Consider the following 26685-nt stretch of genomic DNA (forward strand, 5'->3'; position numbering starts at 1 on the left):
CAGATGTGCAACAGACATCCTGCCGTGCCCGAATCCATCAGTTCAGGTCTGAGGCGCTGGATGTCCGAACATGCCGCGCGGAAACGAGGCGTCGCGCTCGCGCAGCCTCAGGGCAACGAGACGCGCGATGACGATCGACGACATCGCGATCGCGATGCCGGCGATCATGTCGACGAGGAAATGCCCGCCGCCGATCGGGGTCGAGAGCAACATCGCGCCATGGATCAAGACATTGAATGGTCGCAACCAGCGCAACGACCACAGCGCCCAGCCGTCGAGGACCGCGGCTGCCGCGTGAAAGCTCGGGAAGGTCACGATCCCCGCGAGATGGCTGGTATCCAACAGGCGCAGCGTCCCATCGCGAACCAGGGGCACCTCGCGCGCCGTGTCGAAATAGGCCTGCGGGATGAGGTTTGCGTAGGCGGACGGCGGCAGCTCCAACGCGTGGTACACGCCGAGTGCAGGAACAAACAAGGTGATGATGCATGTCAGCGCCAGCGTCAGGCTGATCGCGAGGTTGAACTCTGCAAACCGGCGATAGTGGCCCAACAAGGGAAGGGCCACGACGATGATGCAGATCGTCCAGGAAATGGATCGATAGCCGAACGCGAGGGTCAAGACGGCCCACGGACGGTCATTGACGAACGATAAGTAGTCGCGAAAGTCGAAGCCAAGGGCGCGATCGAGGGCGAGCAGGTTGGCGTCCTGAAGCGGCAGGTTGGCGGCCGTCGCAATGTAGGACAGTGACGCCAGCACGGTGGATGCCAGGGTGGTCTGGGCCATCCCGGTCAGGAATGAGAACATCCAGGGTTTGGCACGCTGGGCCGACCGTGCATTGGCGTAGCCGATGAGACCATAAACGGCCGATGTCGACAGCACGACGACGTAGCCGATTGGTTCGATGCGAAAGTCCGTAAAGATCAGGCACAGTCCGAACAGCACCCAAAGTGCTGTCATGACAGCCCAGTTGAACCGGAACACGGCCCAGGCCGTCGCTGCATCCCCGCCTTCATGGCGCCGTCGCAGGACGCTCTTTGTCCAGGGGAGCCAGCGGCGGCTGAGATCAGGCAATAGACCACCGGCGGCGGTGTCCGACATTGTCGTCCGCTCTCACGTTTCAATGGATTTCGACTTGTTTCCCGTCGGTGTCTTGTTACGGCCAATCAGGCCAAGAAATCAACCTTTGCGGGTAAAATACGGGGATACCGTGATGAGATGCTTAACTGAACGTAGCCTGGAATCCTGTATCGGTTGTGTCGAGACCGCATTCATGTCCGGAAAACGAAGCCGCTTTCGCGTCGACACAGCCCTCGTGTAAAGGGTCTTCACCATTCATCATGGGAAGCCACCCTTGGTAGTGCTGTCGCATGCGCCGCAGCTCGCAGGCCGGCTTGCGGGAGGGCCGGTCGCCGCGGTCGCTGTCCGTGCAGCCGTCCTCCGTCCGATCGCCCCGGCGCGATGTCGCGTGCGATCACAGTTTCTGGCGGCCGTAGATCAGGAGCATCAGGATGATCACGGCGCCGTAGATCAGCTGGCGGCCGGCCTCGCTGATCTGCATCACCGACAGAATGGACTGCAGCAGGGTGATCAGCACGACGCCGGCGACGGTGCCGAGATAGCTGCCGCGGCCGCCGAGAATGTGCGTGCCGCCGAGCACGACGGCGGCGATCGAGGGCAGCAAATAGGCGTCGCCCATCGACTGCGCCGCCTTCGAGGCATAGCCCGCGAGCAGCACGCCGCCGAAGGCGGAGAGGGCGCCCGACAGCGCGAACGCCAGCATGGTGATGCGGCGTGTATCGATCCCTGAGAGATAGGCGGCGCGCTCGCGGTTGCCGATGGCGTAGATGGCGCGGCCGAACGTGGTCCGCGACAGCAGCCAGATCGCTGCGCCGCCGATGATCGCCCAGACCAGCACCGCGTTCGGAACGCCGGGAACAATGGTGCCGGTGGCGAGATAGCGCATCGCTTTGGAGGCGGAATCCTGCGGCGCGAAGCCGCCGGTGTAGGCGACCATCAGCCCTTGCGCGACCGCGTTGGTCGCCAGCGTGATGATCATCGAGGGGATGCGCAGATAGGCGACGCCGATGCCGTTCAACAGACCGATGGCGGCGCCGCAGAGAATGCCGCAGGGAATCGCGATGATGGCGCCGGTCGTGCCATGCGCGGCCGCCGCGCAGGCCATCATCGCACCGGTCGTGACGACCCACGGCACCGACAGATCGATCTGGCCGAGCAGGATCACCAGCATCATCCCGGTGGCGATCACGCCCAGGAAGCTCGCGACCTTCAACTGCTGCAGCAGATAGTCCGGCGACAGGAAGCTGCGCGAATAGAGACTGCCCACGAGCAGCAACAGCAAGATGCAGCCGAAGGAGGCGGCCACCGCCGGATCGATCCGGCGCAGCATGGCGATCCCTCGACGGGCCGGTTGTGATGCCGTTGCGTCGCTCATCCGAACCACTCCAGGCGATTGCGCACCCGCACCAGGCCGAACGCGCCGATCGAGACCGCGAGCATCAGCACGAGGCCCTGGAATAGCGGCTGCCACAGCGGATCGAAATCGAACACGAACAGGAGATCGCCGATGGTGCGGAACGCGAGGGCGCCGAAGATCGCCCCGATCGCGCTGCCGCGCCCGCCCATCAGCGACACGCCGCCGAGCACCACGGCCGCGATCGAGAACAGGGTGTAGGCGTTGCCACTCGCATAGGCGGCCTCGCCGGTATACGAGAAGAACGTCAGGAACAGGCCGCCGATCGCCGACAACAGGCCGGCCAAGGTGTAGGCGACAAACTTGGCCGCACGGATCGGCGCGCCGGACATGTAGGCTGCGACCTCGGAGGAGCCGGTCGCGAACGCGGCGCGGCCGACGACCGAGCGGCTATAGGGCACCCAGATCAGCAGCGCCGTCACAGCCAGAACCACGAGACTCGTGGGCAGCACGCCGAACAGCCTGCCGGTCAGGGCATCCGCCAGCGTCTCGTTGACGGATCCGCCGGGATTGGGTCGCAGGAACAGCGCGAGCCCGTAATACATCGCGCCCGTGGCGATCGTGGTCACGATCGGCTGCAGACGCCCGAAGATCACGATCGCGCCGTTGATCATGCCGCAGACGATGCCGGTGCCGAGCACGCCGGCCACGCCGAGCGCCGTCTCGGTGGCGGTTCCGACCACGATCCAGGACGCGAGGCAGTTGGTCAGGGTCAGGATCATGCCGACGGACAGATCGATGCCGGCGGTGATCACCACGATCGCCTGCGCCATGGCGACGAAGGCCAGCAGCGTCGCCTTGTTGGCGGCGGTCTGCACCATGTTGGCGCTGAAGCCGGCCGGATGATTGGTCGCATAGAGCACGAACATCGCGACGAAGATCCCGATCGCGAGCAGGGTGCCGCGCTGTTCGGAGAGCCAGTACCGCCACTCGGTCATGCCAGACTCGCTTCCGCTCGCTCGCCCTCGTCGACGTTGAGCGCGCTGCTGACCAGCGCACGTTCGGTGATCTCGGCGCCCGCGAGCTCGCGCCTGATCGCGCCATCGTACATCACCAGCACGCGGTCGCAGCAGCCGATCAGCTCGTCATAGTCGGTCGAATAGAGCAGGATCGCGGCGCCCTCGTCGGCAAGCCGGCGCAGCAGCCGGTAGATCTCCTGCTTGGTGCCGACATCGATGCCGCGCGTCGGATCATTGAGCAGGATGATGCGCGGCTTGTTCATCAGCCATTTCGCGATCACGACCTTCTGCTGGTTGCCGCCGGAGAGCGCGCTGACGGCGAGATCGGGAGAGGCCGTCTTGATCTCGATCAGGCGGATCATCTCGTCGATCAGCGTCGATTGCCGCTGCCGGTCGATGATGCCGAATGTCGCGAACCGGTCGAAGGCCGCGGCCGAAAGATTGTCGCGCACCGACATCGGCAGCATCAGTCCTTCGGTCTTGCGGTCCTCCGGAATGAGCGCGAGACCAATGCGCTCCGACTTGGCGGTGACGGGGCTGTCGATCGTCACCTTGTTGCCGTCGATCAGAATGTCGCCGCGACAGTCCCGCAGCACGCCGAACAGCGCCAGCAGCAGCTCGCGCTGGCCCTGGCCGTCGAGCCCGCCGAGACCGATGATCTCGCCGGCCTGCAGCGAGAACGAGATGTCCTTCAGCCGGTCGCCCCAACTGATGCTCCTGCATTGCAGCGCTGGCGGCCGGCCATCGATTTTCCGCGGCGGCTTTTCCGGGAAGGCATGCTTGTACTCGCGGCCGATCATGAGCTCGATCACTTCGGCATCCGTTTTGGTACCGGCCGGGAAAGTCGCGATGCGGCGGCCGTTGCGGAACACGCTGCAGTCGTCGGCGAGCTCCGCGATCTCGTGCATGCGATGGGAGATGTAGAGCAGCGCCAGCCCCTCGCTGCGCAGGCGCTTCAGCACCTTGAACACCTTGGTCACGTCGGAAGCGGTCAGCGCCGAGGTTGCCTCGTCGAGGATCAGGATCTTGGGCTGCCGCGACAGCGCTTTCGCGATCTCGACCATCTGCCGGCGCGACAGCGGCAGGTCCTTCACCAGCGCACGCGGATGAATGTCGCCGGCGCCGGCGCGGTGCAGCGCCTCCTCTGCAAGTCGACGCTGGGCCCGCCGATCGATCATTCCGAATCGCGTCGGCGGATGAGAGATCATGATGTTGTCCGCGACCGACAGGTCGGGAATCAGCGACAGCTCCTGGAAGATGCAGACGACGCCGGCATCGTTTGCCGCGGAAGGACCGGTGAAGGCGACCTCGCGTCCCGCAAGCGTCATGCGGCCTTCGTCCGGCGTGACCACGCCGACCATGAGCTTGATCAGCGTCGACTTGCCGGCGCCGTTCTCGCCGAGAATCGCGTGGATGCGCCCGGGGTGGACCTCCAGGTCCGCACCGTCGAGAGCGATCACGCCGCCATAGCGCTTGGACAATCCTTCGGCGCGAAACAGCGGCTCGGCCGCGATCATGCTTGCTCCCTCAGTTGTTTGGGCAATAGGGACAGGCTGGCCGCGAGAGAACTCGCGGACCAGCGATCGCGCCGGCCTATTGATTTTCCTTCGACTGACCCATGATCTCCTGCGCCGTGAAGTTGATGCCGCAGGTCGGGAAGGAGTTGCCGACGAAGAAGTTGTCGGACTGGGCCGGGAAGTAGTCCTGATCCTTCTTGAAGTTCGGATCTTCCACGACCGCGAGCGGCAGCTTGACCGATTGCGGCACCACCTTGCCTTCGAGGGCGGCGAGCGCGACCTTGATCGCGACCGCGACCTGCGCAGGTCCGGTACCGGCGGAAGAGCATTTCAGGCCTTCGGACGCCTTGGCGGCGCAGAACTTGCGGAAGCCGTTTTCGGTCTCGCCACCGAACGGCACCATCTTGTGCTTGGCGTCGAGCATGGCCTGCACGATGCCGGTGTCGCCGCCCTGGCCGGAGATCGCATCGAACGGGCCATTGGTCGCGATCGCATCCGCCGTGGCCTTCTGGGCGACGCCGTCGTCCCATTTGCCGACGACCTCGGTGACCTGCCACTTCTTGCCGGAGCCGTCGAGAACGGAGTGGAAGCCGTTGTGACGATCGGTGTCGACCGAGGTGCCGGCGACGCCGCGCACCTCGAGCACCTTGCCGCCGCCGGGCACGTTCTTGACCAGCCACTTCGCCCAGAGTTCGCCGAGACCCTTCTGGTCGACGTTGACGTTGATCGCATCTTCCGTCGCAAGGATGTTGTCGAAGGCGACGAGGATGACGCCGGCCTGCTTGGCGCGCTTGATCACCGGCCCGAACGCGGTCGGGTTCTGCGCGTTGACGACAATCGCGTCATAGCCGGAGTCGATGAAGTTGTTGATTGCCGAGATCTGGGCCGGGACGTCCTCGCCGGTCGAGACGACCTTGAACTCCTTCAGCTTGGCCTTGACCTCCGGCTGCGCCGCATAGGCCTTCGCGGTCTGAATCATCTGGATGCGCCAAGTATTGGCGATGTAGCCGTTCGCCAGTGCGATGCGGTACGGGCCCTTCTTGGCCGGAAACTTGAAGAACTTGGTGTCCGCGGTCCACGGCACCATGCATTCAGGCTCGGTCGCCGGTCCCTTGACCATCTCCGGCTCCGCCAGCGCCTTGCCGGCAAACGCCGTGACCAACACCAGCGATGCACAAGTGGCAAGGCATCGCGCCCTCATCGACTTGGACGACATTCGTGACCTCCCCTGTTGTTGTGGCGCCAAATCAATGACGCATGTGCGAGACGCCTCTTTGTTTCCGGAGGTTTGTGCGAGCATTGCTCGTCGTCTCGACCCGCCAAGCGTTACTGATCAATGACAGCGCTGTCAATTACCGTCGCGCGGCTTTTGCCAAGCGGCCGGTCGCATGTCATGAATATGGTTCGGACAAATCCGCGTGAATCAATGTTGCAAGGATCATGTCTCAGAAGCGTCGCACCACGCTGGAGGACGTCGCCCGCATCGCCCATGTCAGCGCTGTCACCGTGTCGCGGGCGCTGCGGCGGCCCGATATGGTGTCGCCGGAGTTGCGCAAGCGGATCGATGCCGCGGTCGACAGGCTGGCCTATGTGCCGAACTTCGCGGCGAGCCGGCTCGCCTCGACCCGCACGCATTCGATCGGCATCGTCGTGTCGTCGCTCTCCAACGGCATCTTCGCGGACTACCTGCAGGCGATCTACGACACCCTGCTGCCGCTCGGCTTTCGCCCCGTCGTCGTCAGCAGCCGCTATTCGGCGGAGGAGGAAGAGGGCGCCATCAGGACGCTGCTGGGCCAGAACATCGAGGCGCTGATCCTGGTCGGGGTGAACCAGACGCGGGCCGCGCGGCGCGTTCTCGAACGTTCGCGGATTCCGGTGGTGCAGACGTTCGAGCTGACCGACGATCCGATCGATCTGAATGTCGGACTTTCGCAGCGCCAGGGCGGCTATGCCGCGACCCGCTTCCTGATCGAGCTGGGACATCGGCGGATCGCCTACCTCTCCGGACAGCGCGACGACCGGGCACGAGCCCGGCTGGAGGGTTATCGCGCGGCGCTGACGGAAGCTGGTTTGGACGGCGAGTTGCTGGTTGCCTGGCTCCCGGCACAGACGACGATCTCGCTGGGGCGGAAGCTGACCGAGGAGATGCTCGCGAGCGGAGCTCCCGATGCGATCTTCTGCTGCGATGACAACATCGCGCTGGGTGCGTTGTTCGCCTGCCAGCAGGCGGGGCTGGAGGTCCCGCGCCGGATCTCGCTGATCGGCTTCAACGACCTGGAATTCGCGGCGGCCTCCAATCCGCCGCTGTCGACCGTGCTGACGCCGCGCGCCGACATGGGGCGCGTGGCGTCCGAACTGGTGCTTCAGGTGATCGCCACCGGCAAGCGGCCGAGAACGCGTCGGATCGACCTCGGCTTCGAGATCGTCGCACGCGGCAGCACCGGACCGCATCTCGTGGCTTCGTGATGATGGTCGCGCCCTTTCGGGCGCAGTGCTGCACGTGGTGCGGCCGAGCACCCATTGCATCACCCACGAGCAGGCCAATCTCTCGCAAGGAGGCAGCGGCCGCGCTGGGCGAGATCGCCGCGCCGGCCACGAGCGTTCCCGACCGCCTGGCGGACCAGGCGGTAAGCCAGATGACGAGCCTTGCGACGACCATGTCGCGGCCGATCGCGCGCGAGCCCCGCAGGGCCGCGCGCCGCACGTTCTCGTGCGCCCCACGTCCCGTTCTGGACGGCTCCGATATTGTCTGACAGAAACGTCGGACGCATCCATCGGGCATCATGACCGCTGCAGCGCAAACGGGGGAGAGCGGCCGGCCAATCCGGCCATGGTGACACGCCTCCGTTGCCTCGGCCGTCGCGCGGCCGCGTGGTGATGCACCGTGCCGAGGTCTGACATGACCGAGGACGAGCTGCAAGAGAAGCCGGAGAGCTGCCATGAACGCCAATGTCAAACTGCCTGCCGCAAAGGGCGTCTTCATCGACAACACGTGGCAGCCCGCGCGGTCGGGCCGCACCATTGCGATGCTTGCTCCGGCGACCGGCCAGGTGATCGCTTCGATCGCGGCAGGGGATGCGGCCGACATCGATCTTGCCGTGGCGGCGGCGCGCCGCGCGCTCGAAGGCCCGTGGGGCCGGCTCGCCGCGGTGGACCGCGGGCGCTTGCTGTCGAAGCTCGGCCGCCTCGTCGAGGACAATGCCGAGGAGCTCGCGAAGCTCGAAGCGGCGGACACCGGCAAGCCGATGAAGCAGGCCAAGGCGGACGTCGTCGCGGTCGCGCGCTATTTCGAATATTACGGCGGCGCCGCCGACAAGGTGCATGGCGACACCATCCCGTTTCTCGACGGCTTCTTCGTCACCACGGTCTATGAGCCGCTCGGCGTCACCGGCCATATCATTCCGTGGAATTATCCGGGGCAGATGTTCGGCCGCACCGTCGCGCCGGCGCTGGCGATGGGCAACGCGACCGTGATCAAGCCGGCCGAGGAGGCCTGCCTGGTGCCGCTGCGTCTTGCCGAGCTCGCGGCGGAAGCCGGCTTTCCGGCCGGTGCGATCAATGTCGTGCCGGGTCTCGGCGAGGAGGCCGGCGCGGCGCTGTCGGCGCATGACGGCATCGACTTCATCTCTTTCACCGGCAGTCCCGAGGTCGGCACGCTGGTGCAGACGGCGGCCGCGAGGAACCACATCGGCTGCACGCTCGAACTCGGCGGCAAGTCGCCGCAGATCGTGTTCGCCGACGCCGATCTCGATGCCGCGCTGACCTCGGTGGCCGCGGCGATCGTGCAGAACGCCGGCCAGACCTGCTCGGCCGGCTCGCGCGTTCTGGTGGAGCGTTCGATCTGGGACCGCTTCCTGGCCGACCTCACGCTCCGCTTCGAGAAGATCACGGCCGGCACGCCGGAGATGGATCTCGATCTTGGCCCGGTCATCAGCGCGGTCCAGAAGACGCGGATCGAAAACATGCTGGCGCGCGCCGAAAGTGGCGGCGCCAGGCGCGTGGCGTCCGGCAGGATCGCCGACGGCGTGCCGAGCGAGGGCTTCTATGTGGCGCCGGCGTTGTATCAGCACGTCGCGCGCGACTCCGAGCTGGCGCGCGACGAGGTGTTCGGTCCGGTGCTGGCGGCGATGCCGTTCGACGACGAGGCCGACGCCGTCAGGCTCGCCAACGCCACCGATTTCGGCCTGGTCGCCGGCGTCTGGTCGGGCGACGGCTCGCGGGCGATGCGCGTCGCCCGCAAGGTCAAAGTCGGCCAGATGTTCGTCAATGGCTACGGCGCCGGCGGCGGCATCGAGCTGCCGTTCGGCGGCATGAAGAAATCGGGACACGGCCGCGAGAAGGGGTTCGAGGCGCTGTACGAGCTTGCGGCGATGAAGACCCTGATCGTCAAGCACGGCTAGCGGATTCGCATCTCCGATCAATTCCGCCGTGCGGACGTCACTGACAACGCCGCCCGGCGTTGTTGTTGTCAGTCCGCGCGGCGAGGCGCTAGAGCATGATCCGGAAAAGTGGAAGCCGGTTTTCCGAAAAGATCATGCTCAGACAAAGAGCTGACATCAGGTTTGCAGAAGGAGACGAGCGGATGAGCGACGAAAAAGAATTGTTCGAGAAGGGCCTGAAGGTGCGCCGCGAGGTGCTCGGCGCGGCCTATGTCGATAGCAGCCTTGCCAAGGCCGACGACTTCATGATGGCCTTCCAGCACATCACCACCGAAATGTGCTGGGGCTATGCCTGGACCCGGCCAGGACTGGATCGCCGCACCCGCAGCATCATCAATCTCGCGATGTTGACCGCGCTCAGCAAGCCGAGCGAGCTGAAGCTGCACGTCAAGGGCGCGCTCACCAACGGCGTCACGGTCGACGAGATCAAGGAGATCCTGCTGCACGCGACCGTCTATTGCGGCATTCCCGCGGGGCTCGAAGCGTTCAAGGCCGCGCATGAGGTGCTGGTCGCGGAGGGCGCGATCGCCAAGAAGGACGGCGCAAAGGACGGCGCATGAGCGCGCCGGGAAAGATCCTGTTCGTCGGCATCGGCAACATGGGCTGGCCGATGGCCGCGCGCCTGCTCGGCGCCGGCTTTGCGGTTGCGGTCAATGATGCCGTTCCAGAACGGGCTGCGGATTTCGTGCACCAGGTCGGCGGCATCGAGGCGGGGGATCTCGCGGCGGCAGCGGCAGATGCCGACGTCATCGTCACGATGCTGCCGACCAGCAAGCATGTCGCGGACGCGGTCGGGACCCTGCGCGCCGGTCTGAGGCAGGGTCACATCGTGATCGACATGAGCTCCGGCGCGCCGGCCGCGACGCAGGCGATCGCGGCCGATCTCGCCCCGCTCGGCGTGATCATGCTCGATGCGCCGGTCAGCGGCGGCGTGCCGCGCGCGGTGACCGGCGAGCTCGCGATCATGGCCGGCGGCGAGCCGGCTGCGCTCGATCGCGTCGAGCCGCTGTTGCGCGCGATGGGCACGACGATCCACCGCATCGGCGGCCTCGGCTCGGGCCAGGCGATGAAGGCGCTCAACAACCTCGTCTCGGCCGGCGGCTTCCTGATCGGCATCGAGGCGCTGCTGATCGGCCAGCAGTTCGGCATCGATCCCGGCCTGATGACCGACGTGCTCAACGCCTCGACCGGCATGAACAACTCGACGCAGAAGAAGTTCAAGCAGTTCGTGCTGTCGCGCCAGTTCAACAGCGGCTTCGGCCTCGACCTGATGGTCAAGGACCTCTCGATCGCGCTCGAGGTTGCGCGTGCCAGCGGGGTCGCGGCCCCATTCTCCAATCTCTGCCGCGAGCTGAGCGCGAGCGCGCAAGGGCTGCTCGGACCCGGGCAGGATCACACCGCGCTGGCGAAGCTGAGCGAGGCGCTGGCCGGCATCGAGCTGAAGGGCTGACTACCCCTGGCGCCGCAGGAATCCGGTGATCGTCACCTTGTCCCAGATTCCGGCCGCGGCGAACGGGTCGGCGCGGTTGAAGGCTTCGACCTCGGCGCGGCCGGGTGCCTCGACCAGGAACAGGCTTCCGATCATCGTCGACCCATCGTCGGAGACGAGCGGGCCGGACATCACGATGGTGACGGGCAGGCGGGCGGTGTCACCGAGATAGGCCTTGTGCGCGTCGTAGTTGGCAAGCCGGACCGGCAGCGCGTCCGGCTTGTCGATCGCGTGAATCGCAAACAGCATGAATTCTCTCCGCAAGTTGAAGCCGGACGGCTCCATGCCGTCCTGCTTCCGGCTGATGGCTGATCCTATTTCGCGCTGAGCTTGCTCGCCTCTTCGAAGGTCGGGCAGGTCCGCTGCTCGAGCGGAACGTCGAACGGCTGGTAGTTGTCCTTGGTGATGACGGTCGGCTTCAGCACGATCTCGCCGACGACCGGCTGGCCGCGCAGCGAGCGGACGACCATCATGGTGCCGAGGCAGCCCTGGGCGAAGCCGTTGTAGTCGCCGCTGGCGAGCAGCTTGCCGGACTTGATCGCGTCGATCGCCTCCTTGGTGCCGTTGATGCCGATCACCTGGGCCTTGCGGTTGGCGCCGTCCAGCGCCTCGATGGCGCCGACGGCCATGGCATCGTTGGCGGCGAGCACGCCGTCGATCTGCGCATTGGACTGCATCAGGTTTTCCATCACCTGCAGGGCCTGCAGGCGCTGATAGTTGCCGGGCTGCGACGCCAGCAGCTTGGCGCCGGGATTCTCCTTCAGCGCGTCATTGAACCCGCGCACGCGATCGACATTGGTCAGCGAGCCCTTGACCCCTTCGATGATGACGATGTTGCCCTTGCCGCCGAGCGTCTTGAGCAGGAACCGGCCGGTCTCGAGGCCCAGGCTGTAGTCGTCGGCGCCGACGAAGGAGACGAACTTGCCGCCCGCCGAGCGGTCGGTGATGTTGACGACGGGAATCTTGGCGTCGTTGATCTTCTCGACTCCCGGCACCATCGCCTTGTAGTCGACCGGCGTGAAGACGATGGCGCTCGGCTTCTTCACCACCACGTCCTCGATCTGGCTGAGCTGCTCGGGGATCGAGTCCGGCTTGGTCGGGATGTAGTGCAGGATCTTGGCGTTCAGCACCTTCGCCATGTTGTCGGCGCCGACCCGCACCGTCTGGAAGAACGGATTGGTCTGGTTCTTGGTGAAGACGGCGATCGTCTCGCCGTCGGCGCGGGCCTGCGTCGTGACAGCCGTGATCAGGAGTGCGAGCGCGAGGCTGTGCGGTATCCGGTGTTGCATGGTGTTTCCATCCCTCGTTTTCTGAGTTTGCTTACTTATAAGCTCATTGCGTCGGGCGCCGCGTCTTCATGTCGAGCCAGACGGCGATGATGACGATGATTCCGGTGACGAGCGGCTGCCAGTTGGCGCTGATCGCGAGCAGGTTCATGCCGTTCAGCACCAGCGTCAGGATCAGGGCGCCGATGAAGGTGCCGAACACGGTGCCGACGCCGCCGAACAGCGAAGTGCCGCCGATCAGCACCGCGGCGATGGCCGGCAGCGTCAGGCTTTCGCCGATGTCGGCTTCGGCGGAGTTGAGCCGCGACAGGAAGATGATCGAGGCGAGGCCGGCCATGGTGCCTGAGACGGTGTAGACCAGCAGCAGCCGGCGCGCGACCGGAATGCCGGAGAGTCGCGCCGCGACCGGATTGGCGCCGATGGCGTAGATCTCCTGGCCCCATGTGGTGCGTTGCGCGAACAGCGTTCCGATCGCGAGGAACACCAGCAGCAGATAGACCGGGATCGGCAGCCCGAGCAGATAGCCGCTGCCGATCTGGCGGAAGCCCGCGGGAAAGCCGTGGATCGTCTCGCCCGCCATGTACCAGTAGGTGACGCCGTTCAGCACCCAGAGCATGCCGTAGGTGGCGATGAAGGAGGGGATGCGCAGCGCCGTGACCATGAAGCCATTGAGGAAGCCGACGCTGCCGCCGGCGAGCAGCCCGGTCAGGATCCCGAGTGCGGGCGAGCCGGTCTGATGGATCACGGTGCCGGCGAGACACGCCGACAAGGCAACGTTGGCGCCGACCGACAGGTCGAGGCCGGCCGTGAGCACCACCAGGGTGAGGCCGGAGGCGATGAAGAAGGTCAGGCTTGCCTGCCTGAGCACGTTGAGAATGTTGCCGAGGCTGAGGAAGGAGTCGCTCAGCACGGTCAGCGCGGCGCAGATCAAGAGCGCGGCGAGCAGCCGGTAGAACACCTGTGCCGCGTTCTGCGACAGGAACGACCGCGGCGGCAGGACGCTCTCTTTGGCGATGTCGGTCATGACCGGCTCCGCAGGCCGTCGAGGAACATCGCGACGATGACGAGCGCACCGACGCTCGCGACCTGCACGGAGGATGGCAGCGACACCAGATTGAGGCCGTTGCGCAGCACGCCGACCGCGATGACGCCGAGCACGGTGCCGAGCAGCCAGCCATTGCCACGCTCGAACGAGGTGCCGCCGACCGCCACCGCCGCGATGGCGTCGAACTCCAGCCCGAGTCCTGCGGTCGGATGTCCCGAATTCATCCGCGCGGTCATCAGCAGGCCCGCAATGCCGGCCATCGTGCCGCTGATCGCGTAGACCGCGATCAGCAGCCGGGTCGGCGACAGGCCGGCATAGCGGAGCGCCTCGCGGTTGCCGCCGAGCGCGAAGACGTAGGTGCCGAACCTGGTATGATAGAGCAGGCCGTGAAACGCCGCGTAGGTCAAAAGCCCCATCACGATCGGCACGGGGATGCCGAGCAGCGTCGCCGAATAGATGTCGCGCACGCCGTGGGGAATGCCGACCACGCTCTGGCCGTCGCTGACGATCAGCGACAGGCCCTGCGCCATGCCGAGCGTGGCGAGCGTCGCCACGAACGGCGGAATCCCGACGATCGCGACCAGCCAGCCATTGACGGTGCCGAACGCCGCGCCGACCAGCACCGCGGCGCCGAGGCCCAGCAGCACGGACTTGGTCGCGAGCGAGACGATGGCGACGCAGAGCGAGGTCAGCGTCAGCACCGCGCCCATCGAGAGGTCGAGCCCTTCGGTCATGATGATCAGGGTCATCGGCAGCGCGAGCATGGTCAGGATCGTCGACTGCACCAGCACGTTGGAGAGGTTCGCGGCCGACGGGAAGCCTGGCGCGATCGCGCCGAACAGCGCGATCAGCAGCACCAGGACGATCGCCACGCCCGGGATGCGCTGCAGCGAGCGGATCGGCGAAACGACGGCGGCGTCACTCATCATGCATCCCCAGTCGCACGATATTCTCCTCGGTCAGCTCGCCGCGCGCCAGGTGTCCGGCGATGCGGCCCTCGCGCATGACATAGGCGCGGTCGCAGACGTGGCAGATCTCGATCTGCTCGGACGAGATCATCAGCGCGGCGGCGCCCTCGGCGACCAGCCGGTCGATCAGCGCGAAGATCTCGGATTTGGCGCCGACGTCGATGCCGCGCGTCGGCTCGTCGAAGATGAACAGCTTGGCGCCGGCCGCCAGCCATTTGCCGATCACGACCTTCTGCTGGTTGCCGCCGGAGAGCAGGCCGACCGTCTGCCGCGCATTCGGCGTCGCGATCCGCAATTGCCGGATCAGCCCGTCCGCGGTGCGCTGCGCGCCGCGCGGATCGTAGAGGCCACTGGGAAACAGCTTCTTCAGCGCCGACACGACGAGGTTGTCGCCGACCGAGCGCAGCAGCGCCAGGCCCTCGCTCTTGCGGCTCTCGGGGATCAGCGCGATGCCGCGGCGGGCCGCGATGTCGGGCTCGCCCGAGATCGGCTCGCCGTCGAAGATGATCTCGCCGGCGCTGACCGGATCGGCGCCGAAGATCGCGCGCGCCACCTCGGTGCGTCCGGAGCCGACGAGGCCGCACAGGCCGACGATCTCGCCGCGCCGCACCTCGATGTTGATGTCGGCGATCCCGGTCGGCGCGCTCAGTCCCTTGACCTCGAGCACGAGCTCGCCCGGCGTTTCCGCGAAATGGCGCGGATAGCTCGTGTCGATATTGCGCCCGACCATCATGCGCACGAGTTGGTCGGGCGTGACGTCGGCGGGGCTGACATCGCCGATGCGGCGGCCGTCGCGCAGCACGGTGATGCGGTCGCCGAGCGCGAACACCTCGGCCATGCGGTGCGAGATGTAGATGATCGCCACGCCGTCCGCCTTGAGCCGCCTGATCAGCGCGAACAGCAGCTCCGCCTCGCGGTCGGACAGCGCCGCCGTCGGCTCGTCCATCACCAGGATACGCGCATTCTGGCTGATCGCTTTCGCAATCTCGACCATCTGCTGCTGTGCGACGCCGAGCGTGTCGACGATGACAGAAGGATCGATGTCGAAGCCGATGCTGTCGAGCACGCGCTTGGCGTCGGCCAGGATCCTGCGGCGGTCGATGGTGCCGGGCAGGCGGCCTTTCGGCTCGCGGCCGAGATAGATGTTCTGCGCGATGTCGAGGAACGGCACCAGCGAGAATTCCTGGAAGATCACGGCGATGCCGAGGTCTTGCGCATCGGCCGTCGAGGTGATCGCAACCTTCTTACCCTTGTAATAGACCTCACCCGCATCGGCGCTATAGGCGCCGCACAGGATCTTCATCAGGCTGGATTTGCCGGCGCCGTTCTCGCCGAGCAGCATGTGGACTTCGCCCGGGTGGATCGTGAACGACACATCATCCAGCGCCTTGACGCCCGGAAACTCCTTGCTGATGCCGCGCAGCTCCAGCAGCGGCGATGGAGATGCGATGGCGGCTGCGGCGCTCATGCCTGCGCTCCGGCGGCGAAGATCTTGCCCGGATTCATCAGGCCATCCGGATCGAGCGCGGCCTTGATGGCGCGCATCACCGCGACGGCTTCGCCGAGCTCGTCCCGGAGATAGTCGACCTTGCCGAGGCCGATGCCGTGCTCGCCGGTGCAGGTGCCGTCCATCGCGATCGCGCGCGCCACCATGCGCGACTGCAGCGCCTTGGCGCCGGCCAGCTCGTGCTCATCAGTTGGATCGATCAGGATCAGCATGTGGAAATTGCCGTCGCCGACATGGCCGACGATCGGTGCGAGGAAGCCGTTGGCGTCGGCGTCCCGGCGCGTTTCGGTCAGGCATTCGGCCAGCCGGGAGATCGGCACGCAGACATCGGTGATGACGGCGCGGGCGCCGGGGCGCAGGCCGAGGCCGGCGTAGAGCGTATTGTCGCGGGCGTGCCAGAGCCGGCTGCGATCCTCGGCGGCCTTGGCCGAGGCGAAGCCTCGGCCGCCATGCTCGATCGCGATCGCCTCCGCCGTCTGCGCCTGCTCGGCGACGGCGGCATCAGAGCCGTGAAATTCCAGGAACAGCGTCGGGGCTTCCCGATAGCCGAGCTTCGCATAGGCATTGATGCCGCGCATCATGACGTCATCGACGAGCTCGATGCGGGCGGCGGGGACGGCCGACTGGATCAGCGCGATCGCTGTGTCGACCGCGTCGTGCAAAGTCGGGAAGCTGCAGGTTGCGGCCGAGATCGCCTGGGGCAGGGGATGCAGCTTCAGCGTGATCTCGGTGATCACGCCGAGCGTCCCCTCCGATCCGACGAACAGCCGTGTCAGGTCGTAGCCGGCGGCGGATTTGCGCGCACGCTTCGCGGTGCGGATCACCCGGCCGTCGGCCAGAACCACCTCCAATGCGAGGACGTTGTCCTTCATGGTGCCGTAGCGCACGGCCATGGTCCCGGAGGCGCGGGTCGAACTCATGCCGCCGATCGAGGCATCGGCCCCGGGATCGATCGGAAAGAACAGGCCGCTGCCGCGCAGCTCGGCATTGAGCTGCTTGCGGGTGATGCCGGGCTGCACCACGACGTCCATGTCGGCGTCATGCACGGCCAGCACCTTGTTCATGCGGGCGAAGTCGAAACAGACCCCACCCGCGACAGCCGCAGCGTTGCCTTCGAGCGACGTGCCGGCGCCGAACGGCACGATCGGCGTGGCAGCCTTGGCGCACAGCCTGACGATGGCGGCGACCTCCTGCGTCGTCTCCGGAAACACGACGATGTCGGGCGGCATCGCCGGATAGTACGACTCGCTCCGGCCGTGTTGATCCCGCACGCCCCGCGCGAGACTCGCGCGCGGCCCGATCAGGTTCGAAAGCCGCTCGGCCAATGCACCGGTGCCGACCCGCAACTCCATCATTCCTCCCGTCCGCATTCTCGTCGATGACAGGACTCTTGACGGTCCTTGTCGCCCGCTCAGCTCAAACCTGATTGGCGCGCTCCGCAAGCCGTTTCAGGCCGAAATCATAATTGAGATGAAAATATCCGTCCGTCACCATGCGGCCATCTGGCGCACGGCCCGGCGGGCAGCGCGTGAAGTCGCGGATCAGGCTGTCCTTGACGCCGAACACGACGTCGGAATCGAGATACTGGTCGCCGGCGACGAACACATGCGTCACCAGCCGCTCGAAGCCCGGCGCCGAGATCATGAAATGCACATGCGCCGGCCGCCACGGATGCCGGCCCTGCGCTGCCAGCATGTCGCCGACCGGCCCGTCGTTGGGGATCGGATAGGCCGCGGGCTTGATCGACCAGAAATGGAAGCGGCCGTCGGCGTCGGTGTGGAAGCGCGCGCGCATGGCGAGATCGCCGATCTGCTCGAGCCGCTGCACGTCATAGTAGCCATCGTCGTCGGAGTGCCAGACGTCGACCACGGCGCCTGCCAGCGGCGCGCCGTCCGCGCTCGACACCGAGCCGGTCACCAGCAGCGGATCGCCTTTCATCGGTCCCGCGATATCGTCGCCGTTGGCGCGTTCCGGCGCCGCCTGGACGAAGAAGGGGCCGAGCACCGTGGTCTCGGTGGCGCCTTCCGGCACCGGATGATTGATGGCGTCGACCAGCATCGAAACGCCGAGCGTATCCGACAGCAGGATGAACTCCTGGCGCTTGTCGTCGCACATCTGGCCGGTGCGGGTCAGGAAGTCGATGCCGTATTCCCATTCCTGCTGGGTCGGACGGACCTCGCGCACGAAGGCATGGAGATGCCGCACCAGCGCCTCGCTGACCTGTTTGATCCGCGCATCACGCGCGCCCGCCAGGCGTTCGAGCACGGCATCTGTGATCGTGGTCTCGTTGAAGTTGCGCAAGACGCGGCTCCTTTCAGAGAGGCTCGCCGAGCCCGGACAGCCGCTCGACATGCCGGACGGTGGCGAGGAAGTCGGTGTCGGCATCGCCTGACGCGATCAGCGCGCCATAGGTCTCACGGACCTGCGCCGCGAGCTGCAGCGGCACGCCGACGGCATGGCCGGCGCCGAGAATCAGATCGAGATCCTTGGCCATCTGCGCGCAGGAGAACGTCGCGGCAAAGTCGCGCGCCAGCAGCGGCGCGGTCTTGTACTTCACCATCGGCGAGGCGACTGCGCTGTCATGCAGCACCTTCAGAATGTCGGGCCAGGCGATGCCGCCCTTGCGTGCGAGGGCGAGGCTTTCGGCCATCATCGCCGCCGTCGTCGCGATCATCAGGTTGACGGCGAGCTTGGCGTAGCGCGCCTCTTCCGCCGCGCCCAGATAGGTCTGCGCGCGCGTGAAGCCGGCCAGCACCGGCGTGATCAGGGTGAACGCCTCTCTTGGACCGGACACGAAGCACGTCAGCTCGCCGGTGTGGGCGATGCTGGCATTGCCGGAGATCGGCGTGCGCAGATAGGCGACGTCGCGAGCGCTCGCGGCGGCCGCGACCGCGCTCGACGCGTCGACACCCACGGTGCTGGTCTCGATCAGGATCGCGCCCGGCGCCATGGCCGCGATCAGTCCGCCGCTGTCCAGCATCGCCGCGCGCAGTGCGGTATCGTCGGGCAGTGACGAGATGACGACGGCATGGTCGCGCACCGCCTCGGCAGCGGACGACGCGGCGGCCATGCCGAGCGCACGTGCCTCGTCGAGCCGGGCGGCGTTGGGATCGAACGCCGTGACGTCATGGCCGGCCTTGGCGAGCCGCGCCGCGATCGGCAGGCCGATCTTGCCGATGCCGATGAAGGCGAGGCGCTTGTCAGGAAGTGACATGGGTGAGGTCCGCCGATTGCTTCATTTGCTGCGCCTGTGGCGACGCGATACTGCCTCGCAGGTTCGTCGACGTGAGGGGGCCGGTCACGTGCCGGTCGCCACGGGATAGTCGACCTGGAAGCGGCCGATCCTGAGGTCGCCGAGCTCGTCGCGGACGCGCAGGTGCTCCGGATGCGACGCATAGGCCTTCAATGCGGCGCTGCTGGCGAATTCGGAGAACAGGACGACGTCGCAGGCATAGTCGACGTCGCTGACATCGAGACCGACCTCGATGTGGGTCAGGCCGTCGATCCGGCCTTTCAAACTCTCGAACAGGGTCTTGACCTTGAGCCGGGCCGCGGCGCGCTCGGCAGCCGTCTCGGCGCGCAGCCGCCACATCACGATGTGCCTGATCGGCCCCGTCATTCGTGCGTCCCTCACCTGTGCTTGTTCTTGTCTGACGATTTTGCCTTGCAGGAAATGGAAATAAAGGACAAAAATTGTAACTCTGTTTTCCGCTCAGCGTAACAATGGACCGTCTGCTCCAACTCGAGGTGTTTTCCAAGACGGCCGAGCTGGGCAGCCTGTCCAAGGCCGCCGAGTCCTTGCGGATGTCCAACGCCGCGGCGAGCCGGCATCTCAGCGCGCTGGAGGAACGGCTCGCGGTGCGCCTGATCGAGCGCAACACGCGCCGGCTCTGGCTGACCGAAGCCGGGCAGGAGCTGCTGCAGCGCTGCGGCCCGCTGCTCAACGAGCTGGCCGAGGCCGAGGACGCCGTCAGCGACCGCGCGCTGTCGCCGCAGGGCATGCTGCGCGTCACCAGCTCGCTGTCGTTCGCGACGATCTATCTCGCGCCGATGCTGCCGGCGTTTCGCGCGATGTATCCAAAGCTGAGCCTGCAGATCATCGCCGCCAACCGCTACCCGGATTTCATCGAGGCGGGCATCGACGTGGCGATCCGCACCCGCGAGCATGAGCCGGACTCGGGCATCGTCGTTCGCCGCATCGGGCAGATGCGGCGCGTGCTGGCGGCCGCGCCGTCCTATCTCGCGAGCCGTGGCTGTCCCGTCGTTCCCGGCGATCTGGTGCGCCACGACATGCTGATCTACAATCTTGCCAATGATCCGTATTCCCTGTCCCTGCGCAACGGCACGACAGCCCAGAGCATTCGGATCGCGCCGACGCTCGACAGCAATGACGGCCAGGTGATCAAGGGCGCCGCGCTTGCCGGGCTCGGCATCCTGATCCAGCCGCTCTACATCGTGCAGAGCGACATTCTGGCCGGCCGGCTGGTGCCGGTCCTGCTCGACTGGGAGCTGCCGCTCTTGACGATGAACATCGCCTACCAGAACCGCGTCAGGCTGCCGGCCAAGATCAGGGTGTTCGCCGATTTCCTCGTCGATCACATCCGGACCCATTCCGACCCGGGGATCTGGATCGAGCCGCCCAAGCCGGATTGAGCCGATGCCCGCGTGCGGGGGAGGGCGGATCATGTTCTGAGAAAAATAATTACCTTGCTATTTTTCGGAAATCATGGTCTCCTGCGTGCATCCCGCCTCGAGCAGAGGGACGTACGCGTCGTCACGAACGTGGAGGTGGGCTGCGATGGACGTGACGGCTGTGCCAGACGAGCGCAGGCGGCGCGGACGGCGAAGTCGTGTGGTCCTGGCCTCTCGACGCTGAGGTCAAGTCCGTGGTCGTTGCTTGACGGCACGCGCGGGCGATGGGGGCAAGAACGCCGATCCCCAGGGAGAGCACGAAGGACACCGTTAACACCGTCGCGCGGGGAAGGCCGGGTCTGTCCGGCTGTACCTGTGGTACCTGCCGCCTGCATTCTTTTGAGCAGGCGGGCCACGGGCCTCAGCCGAGGTCCGGCCTTCCTCGCGCCCTCTCATGATCAGGAGGGACACGACGAACCCACACCTCGGGCCTCGTAGGCCGCGGGAACGCACGCGCTCATCTCCATGGCTGCTCATGTCGCCAACCCAATCCCCGGTGTCGTCCCGGACAAGCGCGCACAGCGCGCCGATCCGGGACCCATAACCCCAGGGCGCAGACGGGCATCCAGTACGCCGCGGCGTCTCGGCGGATCATGGCCGCCGGTGGTATGCTGGTTCGCCCGCCCGCGCGGGCGATGACGGCGGTGATGGTCTGTCCCCGGGGGGGGGGGAGCGACGCTCGCACGGACGCGAGGTGCCGCAGCCCGCCGCAATATGTCGGTTGGCCCGTAGAAATTCGGATTTGGATCGAAAGATCAATACTTATCAACGGCTTGTGACTGTCATCCGACTGTCATCGAACCTTTATAAAAGCCACACTGAGGCCCCGTAAAGCGGCCGGGGAAGCGCAATCGGGCGCAGATGGCGCTTCGCTTCCCAAGCATGGAGACCAGCTATGAATTTCGTCAAAGCTATCGTCGCTGCCGGCTTGGTCGCCGCATCGACGTCGGCCTTCGCTGCCGACATTACCGGTGCGGGCGCGACGTTCCCGTTCCCGATCTATTCCAAGTGGGCGGACGCCTACAAGAAGGAGACCGGCAACGGTCTGAACTACCAGTCGATCGGTTCTGGCGGCGGCATCAAGCAGATCCAGGCCAAGACCGTGACCTTCGGCGCCACCGACGCGCCGCTCAAGGCCGAGCAGCTCGAGAAGGACGGCCTGGTGCAGTGGCCGATGGTGATGGGCGGCATCGTGCCGGTCGTCAACCTCGAGGGCGTGAAGCCGGGCGAGATGGTGCTGGACGGCGAGACGCTCGCCAACATCTATCTCGGCAAGATCACCAAGTGGGATGACGCCGCGATCAAGAAGCTCAACCCCAGCGTCAAGCTGCCGTCCGATGCGATCGCCGTGGTCCGCCGCTCCGACGGCTCGGGCACGACCTTCAACTTCACCTACTACCTCTCCGAGGTGAGCGCCGACTGGAAGAGCAAGATCGGCTTCAACACCGCCGTCGAGTGGCCGGTCGGTGTCGGCGCCAAGGGCAACGAGGGTGTGTCCGGCAACATCGGCCAGACCAAGAACTCGATCGGCTATGTCGAGTACGCCTATGCCAAGCAGAACAAGCTCACCTACACCGGCATGATGAACAAGGCCGGCAAGACCGTGCAGCCGACCGTCGAGGCCTTCCAGGCCGCGGCCGCGAATGCCGACTGGGCCAAGGCTCCCGGCTACTACGTGATCCTCGCCAACCAGCCCGGCGACAAGTCCTGGCCGATGACGGCGGCGACCTTTATCCTGATGCACAAGGAGCCGGCCGACAAGGCGGCGTCCGGCGAAGCCATCAAGTTCTTCAAGTGGTCGTTCGAGAAGGGCGGCAAGATGGCTGAGGAGCTCGACTACATCCCGATGCCCGACAGCGTCGTGAAGCTGATCGAGAAGACCTGGTCGGCCGACATCAAGAGCTGAGCTGGACGTATCGAAAATCCCCTCTCCCGGCCTCCGGGGGAGGGACGCTACCGGGGTTGCGGCGTGTCCAAGGAACAGGGGGCAGAATTGGCAGAGATGGCGGTTCAGACCGAAGTCAGCGATATCGCGGCCGCTGCCGGACCCTATGACCGGGCACGCGCGCTCAACGCCTTCAAGCTCGGCGACGTGACCTTCTATTGGATCACGCGGCTGTCCGCGATCTCCGTCCTGTTGATCCTGGGCGGCATCATCCTGTCGCTCATCGTCGGCGCATGGCCGGCCATGAGAGAATATGGCTTCGAATTCCTGTGGACGCGGCGCTGGGCGCCGTCGGCCGATCCGCCGGTGCTCGGTGCGCTCGGCCCTATCTACGGCACCTTGGTCACGTCCTTCATTGCGATGCTGATCGCCATTCCGGTCGGTCTGGGCATTGCGATCTTCCTCACCGAGCTGTGCCCGCAATGGCTGCGCCGTCCGATCGGACTTGCCATCGAGCTGCTCGCCGGCATTCCGTCGATCATCTACGGCATGTGGGGCTTCTTCGTGCTGGGGCCGTTCCTGGCCTATACGTTCCAGCCGTTCATGATCAATCTCTGCGCCGGCATCCCCGTGCTGCAGGACATCTTCGCCGGTCCGCCGTCCTATCTCAGCCTGTTCAACGCCTCGCTGATCCTGGCGATCATGGTGTTGCCGTTCATCACCTCGATCTCGGTCGACGTGTTCAAGACCGTCCCGCCGGTGCTGAAGGAAGCCGCTTACGGGGTCGGCTGCACCACCTGGGAGGTCGTGCGCAGCGTCGTCATTCCCTACACCCGCGTCGGCGTCATCGGCGGCGTCATGCTGGCGCTGGGCCGTGCGCTCGGCGAAACGATGGCGGTGACCTTCATCATCGGCAACTCGTTCCGGATCTCATCCTCGATCTTCGCGCCGGGCACCACGATCTCGGCCGCCATCGCCTCCGAATTCCAGGAGAGCGACGGGCTGCACCAGTCGAGCCTGATCCTGCTCGGCCTGCTGCTGTTCGTGCTCACCTTCTTCGTGCTGGCGAGCGCGCGGCTGATGCTCATGCGGCTCGAAGCCAAGGCGGGAAAATAAGCCATGTCCAGCGCTGATACGCTTACACTCGATGCGCCGGTCAATCCGATCTATGCGCGCCGGCGCCGCAGGGACATCGTGATCCGCGGCCTCTGCGTCGCCGCCGCGATGTTCGGCGTCACCTGGCTGGCGCTGATCCTGTTCACGCTGTTCTATAACGGACTCGCCGGCCTCAGCCTGCAGGTTTTTGCCGCCGACACGCCGCCACCCGGCTCCAGCGAAGGCGGCCTGCGCAACGCCATCGTCGGCTCCTTGATCATGACGATCATCGGCGTCGGCATCGGCGCGCCGCTCGGCCTGTTCGCCGGCACCTATCTCGCCGAATACGGCCGCAACGACCGCCTGACCTCGGTGATCCGCTTCATCAACGACATCCTGCTGTCGGCGCCCTCGATCATCATCGGCCTGTTCATCTATGGTGCGGTCGTGGTGCCGATGGGCGGCTTCTCGGCACTCGCGGGTTCCCTTGCATTGGCGGTCATCGTGATCCCGGTGGTGCTGCGCACCACCGAGGACATGCTGCTGCTCGTGCCCAACCCGCTGCGCGAGGCGGCGTCTGCGCTCGGCCTGCCGCGCTCGCTGGTGATCCGCCGCATCGCCTATCGGGCGGCGCGCTCGGGCCTCATCACCGGCGTGCTGCTTGCCACCGCCCGCGTCGCCGGCGAGACCGCGCCTCTGCTGTTCACCGCGCTGTCGAACCAGTTCTGGAGCCTCAACCTTTCCAGGACGATGGCGAACCTGCCCGTCACCATCAACAATTTCGTCCAGAGCCCTTATGCCTACTGGAAGCAACTGGCCTGGAGCGGAGCCCTTCTCATCACTCTGGCCGTGCTCGCCCTGAACATCGGTGCACGCATTCTTGGCGCCGAGAGGAACACCAAATGACCGAACTGTCCGTCTCCGTCAGTCAGCCCAATCACGCTCTTCACGGCAAGGCGCTTCCGGATGCGCCGGCCAAGGTGACCGCGCGCAACCTCAACTTCTACTACGGCGACCATCACGCGCTGAAGAACATCAACCTGTCGCTGGGCACCAACCGCGTCACCGCGTTCATCGGCCCGTCCGGCTGCGGCAAGTCCACGCTGCTGCGCATCTTCAACCGGATGTACGATCTCTATCCGGGCCAGCGGGCGACCGGGCAGCTGATGCTCGACAACACCAACATCCTCGATCCCAAGCTCGATCTGAATCTGCTGCGCGCCCGGGTCGGCATGGTGTTCCAGAAGCCGACGCCGTTCCCGATGACGATCTACGAAAACATCGCCTTCGGCATCCGCCTCTATGAGAAGATCTCGAAGTCGGAGATGGACGACCGGGTCGAGAAGGCGCTGCGCGGCGGCGCGTTGTGGAACGAGGTCAAGGACAAGCTCAACGCCTCGGGCCTGTCGCTGTCCGGCGGCCAGCAGCAGCGGCTGTGCATCGCGCGCACCGTGGCGGTCCGGCCGGAGGTGATCTTGTTCGACGAGCCGTGCTCGGCGCTCGATCCGATCTCGACCGCCAAGGTCGAGGAGCTGATCCAGGAGCTGGCCGAAAACTATACGATCGCCATCGTGACGCATAACATGCAGCAGGCGGCGCGCGTCTCCGACAAGACCGCCTTCATGTATCTCGGCGAGCTGATCGAGTTCGACGACACCAGCAAGATCTTCACTTCGCCGAGTGATCGGCGGACCCAGGATTACATCACCGGCCGGTTCGGCTGACGCCGACGACATTGCCTTCAGGAGATCATCATGGCCAGTGAACATACCGCCAAGGCGTTCGACAGCGATCTGCAGGACCTGACCCGTCTGGTATCGGAGATGGGCGGCCTCGCGGAGCGGCTGATCGTCGATTCCGTCGATGCGCTGGTGCGGCGCGACATCGCGCTCGGCCAGAAGGTGGTCGCCACCGACGCCGAGGTCGACAAGCTGCAGCGCATCATCGAGGAGCGCGCCGTGCTCACGATCGCCCGTCGCCAGCCGATGGCGGTCGACCTGCGCGAGATCGTCGGCGCGATGCGCGTGGCGACCGATCTGGAGCGCATCGGCGACCTCGCCAAGAACATCGGCAAGCGCGTCGCGGCGCTGGAGAGCGACTTCCATCCGCTGAAGCTGATCCGCGGCCTCGAGCACATGACCGATCTGGTGCAGTCGCAGGTCAAGACGGTGCTGGACGCCTATGCCGCGCATGACCTGCCGGCGGCGATGACGGTGTGGAAGGGCGACGAGGAAGTCGACGCCATCTGCACCTCGCTGTTCCGCGAGCTCCTGACCTACATGATGGAGGATCCGCGCAACATCTCGTTCTGCATCCACCTGATGTTCTGCGCCAAGAACATCGAGCGCATCGGCGATCACGCGACCAACATCGCCGAGACTGTATTCTATATGATCGAAGGCCAGCAGATCATGGACAAGCGCCCGAAGGGCGACATGACGAGCTTCGCGACGACGATTCCCGGTAACTAAGAGAGACGGTTCAGACATGGGCGCCCGAATTCTGGTGGTGGAGGACGAGGAGGCGCTGACGACGCTGCTGCGCTACAACCTCGAGGCCGAAGGCTACGAGGTCGAGACCGTGGCGCGCGGCGACGAGGCCGACACGCGGCTGAAGGAGCGCGTTCCGGATCTCGTCGTGCTCGACTGGATGCTGCCGGGCCTCTCCGGCATCGAGCTGTGCCGCCGCCTGCGCGCGCGGACCGAGACCCGGCAATTGCCGATCATCATGCTGACGGCGCGCGGCGAGGAGAGCGAGCGCGTGCGCGGACTCGCCACCGGCGCCGACGACTACATCGTCAAGCCGTTCTCGGTGCCGGAGCTCCTGGCGCGCGTGAAAGGCCTGCTGCGGCGGGCGAGCCCGGAGCGGCTGGCGACCGTGCTGTCCTATGGCGACATCGAGCTCGACCGCGAGAAACGCCGCGTGGCGCGCTCGGGGCGGCCGATCGATCTCGGCCCGACCGAATACCGCCTGCTCGAATTCTTCCTCGAGCACCCCGGCCGCGTGTTCAGCCGCGAACAGCTGCTCGACAGCGTTTGGGGCCGCGACATCTACATCGACGAGCGCACCGTCGACGTCCATATCGGCCGCCTGCGCAAGCTGCTCAATCCCGGCCGCGAGCAGGACCCGATCCGCACCGTGCGCGGCGCCGGTTATGCGCTCGATGATCGCTTCGCCAAGAGCGAGCAGGTGTAAGGGCGATGGGCGTGAGGATGAAGAAGGTGTGAGGCGCGAGCGGGCCCGATTGAGGAGATCGCGGTCCGCTTTCCGCCACGCCGCCGCCGTCTTGATCGTGTCTGCTTCGTGGCCCGT

25 protein-coding genes are annotated in these 26685 nt (G+C 65.9%); 11 read left to right on the forward strand and 14 right to left on the reverse strand.

Features of this window, described 5'->3' with window-relative positions:
• Positions 1-42 precede the first annotated feature (42 nt).
• From QX039_RS12685 to QX039_RS12705, 5 genes are all read right to left on the reverse strand, one after another.
• Positions 43-957: a phosphatase PAP2 family protein gene (locus QX039_RS12685; protein WP_315771341.1), complete on the reverse strand. Its 915-nt coding sequence runs from the start codon at positions 955-957 to the stop codon at positions 43-45.
• 514 nt (positions 958-1471) lie between these two features.
• Positions 1472-2452, reverse strand: coding sequence for an ABC transporter permease (locus QX039_RS12690; protein ID WP_315736679.1), 981 nt, complete (start codon positions 2450-2452; stop codon positions 1472-1474).
• The gene (locus QX039_RS12695; RefSeq protein ID WP_315754908.1) at positions 2449-3429 is read right to left on the reverse strand and encodes an ABC transporter permease; all 981 of its coding nucleotides are present in this window, start codon (positions 3427-3429) and stop codon (positions 2449-2451) included. Before QX039_RS12695 ends, QX039_RS12690 begins: the two co-directional genes overlap by 4 nt.
• Positions 3426-4967, reverse strand: a complete 1542-nt coding sequence (locus QX039_RS12700; protein ID WP_315771344.1) for a sugar ABC transporter ATP-binding protein — start codon at positions 4965-4967, stop codon at positions 3426-3428. The genes QX039_RS12695 and QX039_RS12700 overlap by 4 nt, the downstream gene beginning before the upstream one ends.
• A 76-nt stretch (positions 4968-5043) precedes the next feature.
• Positions 5044-6183, reverse strand: coding sequence for a sugar ABC transporter substrate-binding protein (locus QX039_RS12705; RefSeq protein WP_315771346.1), 1140 nt, complete (start codon positions 6181-6183; stop codon positions 5044-5046).
• Between the two features lie 224 nt (positions 6184-6407).
• Here QX039_RS12705 and QX039_RS12710 point away from each other — a divergent pair, with 224 nt between their 5' ends.
• The 4 genes from QX039_RS12710 to QX039_RS12725 all read left to right on the forward strand — a co-directional run bounded on the left by QX039_RS12710 (position 6408) and on the right by QX039_RS12725 (position 10856).
• Positions 6408-7433 (forward strand): LacI family DNA-binding transcriptional regulator, encoded by a 1026-nt coding sequence (locus tag QX039_RS12710; RefSeq protein WP_315771348.1) that lies wholly within the window; start codon positions 6408-6410, stop codon positions 7431-7433.
• 473 nt (positions 7434-7906) lie between these two features.
• Entirely contained in the window at positions 7907-9367 is a 1461-nt protein-coding gene (locus tag QX039_RS12715; RefSeq protein ID WP_315771350.1) for an aldehyde dehydrogenase family protein, read from the forward strand.
• 182 nt (positions 9368-9549) lie between these two features.
• Positions 9550-9966 carry a carboxymuconolactone decarboxylase family protein gene (locus QX039_RS12720; protein WP_315771351.1) on the forward strand — a complete coding sequence of 139 codons (417 nt, stop codon included), beginning with the start codon at positions 9550-9552 and terminating at the stop codon, positions 9964-9966.
• Entirely contained in the window at positions 9963-10856 is an 894-nt protein-coding gene (locus QX039_RS12725; RefSeq protein ID WP_315771353.1) for an NAD(P)-dependent oxidoreductase, read from the forward strand. Before QX039_RS12720 ends, QX039_RS12725 begins: the two co-directional genes overlap by 4 nt.
• On the opposite strand, the gene QX039_RS12730 is transcribed toward QX039_RS12725, so the two are convergent.
• From QX039_RS12730 to QX039_RS12770, 9 genes are all read right to left on the reverse strand, one after another.
• Positions 10857-11144, reverse strand: coding sequence for a YciI family protein (locus QX039_RS12730; RefSeq protein ID WP_315771355.1), 288 nt, complete (start codon positions 11142-11144; stop codon positions 10857-10859). It abuts the gene before it with no gap.
• A 65-nt stretch (positions 11145-11209) separates the two neighbouring features.
• Positions 11210-12184, reverse strand: a complete 975-nt coding sequence (locus tag QX039_RS12735) for a sugar ABC transporter substrate-binding protein (protein ID WP_315771357.1) — start codon at positions 12182-12184, stop codon at positions 11210-11212.
• 43 nt (positions 12185-12227) lie between these two features.
• Positions 12228-13205 (reverse strand): ABC transporter permease, encoded by a 978-nt coding sequence (locus QX039_RS12740; RefSeq protein ID WP_315771359.1) that lies wholly within the window; start codon positions 13203-13205, stop codon positions 12228-12230.
• Positions 13202-14152 carry an ABC transporter permease gene (locus tag QX039_RS12745; RefSeq protein ID WP_315771361.1) on the reverse strand — a complete coding sequence of 317 codons (951 nt, stop codon included), beginning with the start codon at positions 14150-14152 and terminating at the stop codon, positions 13202-13204. The genes QX039_RS12740 and QX039_RS12745 overlap by 4 nt, the downstream gene beginning before the upstream one ends.
• Positions 14145-15662, reverse strand: coding sequence for a sugar ABC transporter ATP-binding protein (locus tag QX039_RS12750; RefSeq protein ID WP_315736693.1), 1518 nt, complete (start codon positions 15660-15662; stop codon positions 14145-14147). The genes QX039_RS12745 and QX039_RS12750 overlap by 8 nt, the downstream gene beginning before the upstream one ends.
• On the reverse strand, positions 15659-17053 hold the full coding sequence (locus QX039_RS12755) for an FAD-linked oxidase C-terminal domain-containing protein (RefSeq protein ID WP_315737067.1): 1395 nt from the start codon (positions 17051-17053) through the stop codon (positions 15659-15661). The genes QX039_RS12750 and QX039_RS12755 overlap by 4 nt, the downstream gene beginning before the upstream one ends.
• A gap of 64 nt (positions 17054-17117) precedes the next feature.
• Positions 17118-18002 carry an intradiol ring-cleavage dioxygenase gene (locus QX039_RS12760; RefSeq protein ID WP_315736694.1) on the reverse strand — a complete coding sequence of 295 codons (885 nt, stop codon included), beginning with the start codon at positions 18000-18002 and terminating at the stop codon, positions 17118-17120.
• A 13-nt stretch (positions 18003-18015) separates the two neighbouring features.
• Positions 18016-18915: an NAD(P)-dependent oxidoreductase gene (locus QX039_RS12765; RefSeq protein ID WP_315736695.1), complete on the reverse strand. Its 900-nt coding sequence runs from the start codon at positions 18913-18915 to the stop codon at positions 18016-18018.
• 84 nt (positions 18916-18999) lie between these two features.
• Positions 19000-19320, reverse strand: a complete 321-nt coding sequence (locus tag QX039_RS12770) for a Dabb family protein (protein WP_315736696.1) — start codon at positions 19318-19320, stop codon at positions 19000-19002.
• A gap of 104 nt (positions 19321-19424) precedes the next feature.
• Between QX039_RS12770 and QX039_RS12775 the strand changes: the two genes are divergently transcribed.
• The 7 genes from QX039_RS12775 (at position 19425) to phoB (ending at position 26568) form a co-directional block, all read left to right on the forward strand.
• On the forward strand, positions 19425-20354 hold the full coding sequence (locus QX039_RS12775) for a LysR family transcriptional regulator (RefSeq protein WP_315736697.1): 930 nt from the start codon (positions 19425-19427) through the stop codon (positions 20352-20354).
• Positions 20355-21288: 934 nt separating this feature from the next.
• The gene (pstS, locus tag QX039_RS12780) at positions 21289-22299 is read left to right on the forward strand and encodes a phosphate ABC transporter substrate-binding protein PstS (RefSeq protein WP_315736698.1); all 1011 of its coding nucleotides are present in this window, start codon (positions 21289-21291) and stop codon (positions 22297-22299) included.
• A gap of 96 nt (positions 22300-22395) precedes the next feature.
• Positions 22396-23394, forward strand: a complete 999-nt coding sequence (gene pstC / locus QX039_RS12785; RefSeq protein ID WP_315736700.1) for a phosphate ABC transporter permease subunit PstC — start codon at positions 22396-22398, stop codon at positions 23392-23394.
• Between the two features lie 3 nt (positions 23395-23397).
• Positions 23398-24279 (forward strand): phosphate ABC transporter permease PstA, encoded by an 882-nt coding sequence (gene pstA / locus QX039_RS12790; protein WP_315736701.1) that lies wholly within the window; start codon positions 23398-23400, stop codon positions 24277-24279.
• Positions 24276-25097 carry a phosphate ABC transporter ATP-binding protein PstB gene (pstB, locus tag QX039_RS12795; RefSeq protein ID WP_315713505.1) on the forward strand — a complete coding sequence of 274 codons (822 nt, stop codon included), beginning with the start codon at positions 24276-24278 and terminating at the stop codon, positions 25095-25097. Before pstA ends, pstB begins: the two co-directional genes overlap by 4 nt.
• Positions 25098-25127: 30 nt before the next feature.
• Positions 25128-25844: a phosphate signaling complex protein PhoU gene (gene phoU / locus QX039_RS12800; RefSeq protein WP_315736702.1), complete on the forward strand. Its 717-nt coding sequence runs from the start codon at positions 25128-25130 to the stop codon at positions 25842-25844.
• 16 nt (positions 25845-25860) lie between these two features.
• On the forward strand, positions 25861-26568 hold the full coding sequence (phoB, locus tag QX039_RS12805) for a phosphate regulon transcriptional regulator PhoB (protein ID WP_315713503.1): 708 nt from the start codon (positions 25861-25863) through the stop codon (positions 26566-26568).
• Positions 26569-26685 lie beyond the last annotated feature (117 nt).

It is taken from the genome of Bradyrhizobium sp. SZCCHNR1043 (assembly GCF_032489675.1).
In the GTDB taxonomy this organism is placed as follows: domain Bacteria; phylum Pseudomonadota; class Alphaproteobacteria; order Rhizobiales; family Xanthobacteraceae; genus Bradyrhizobium.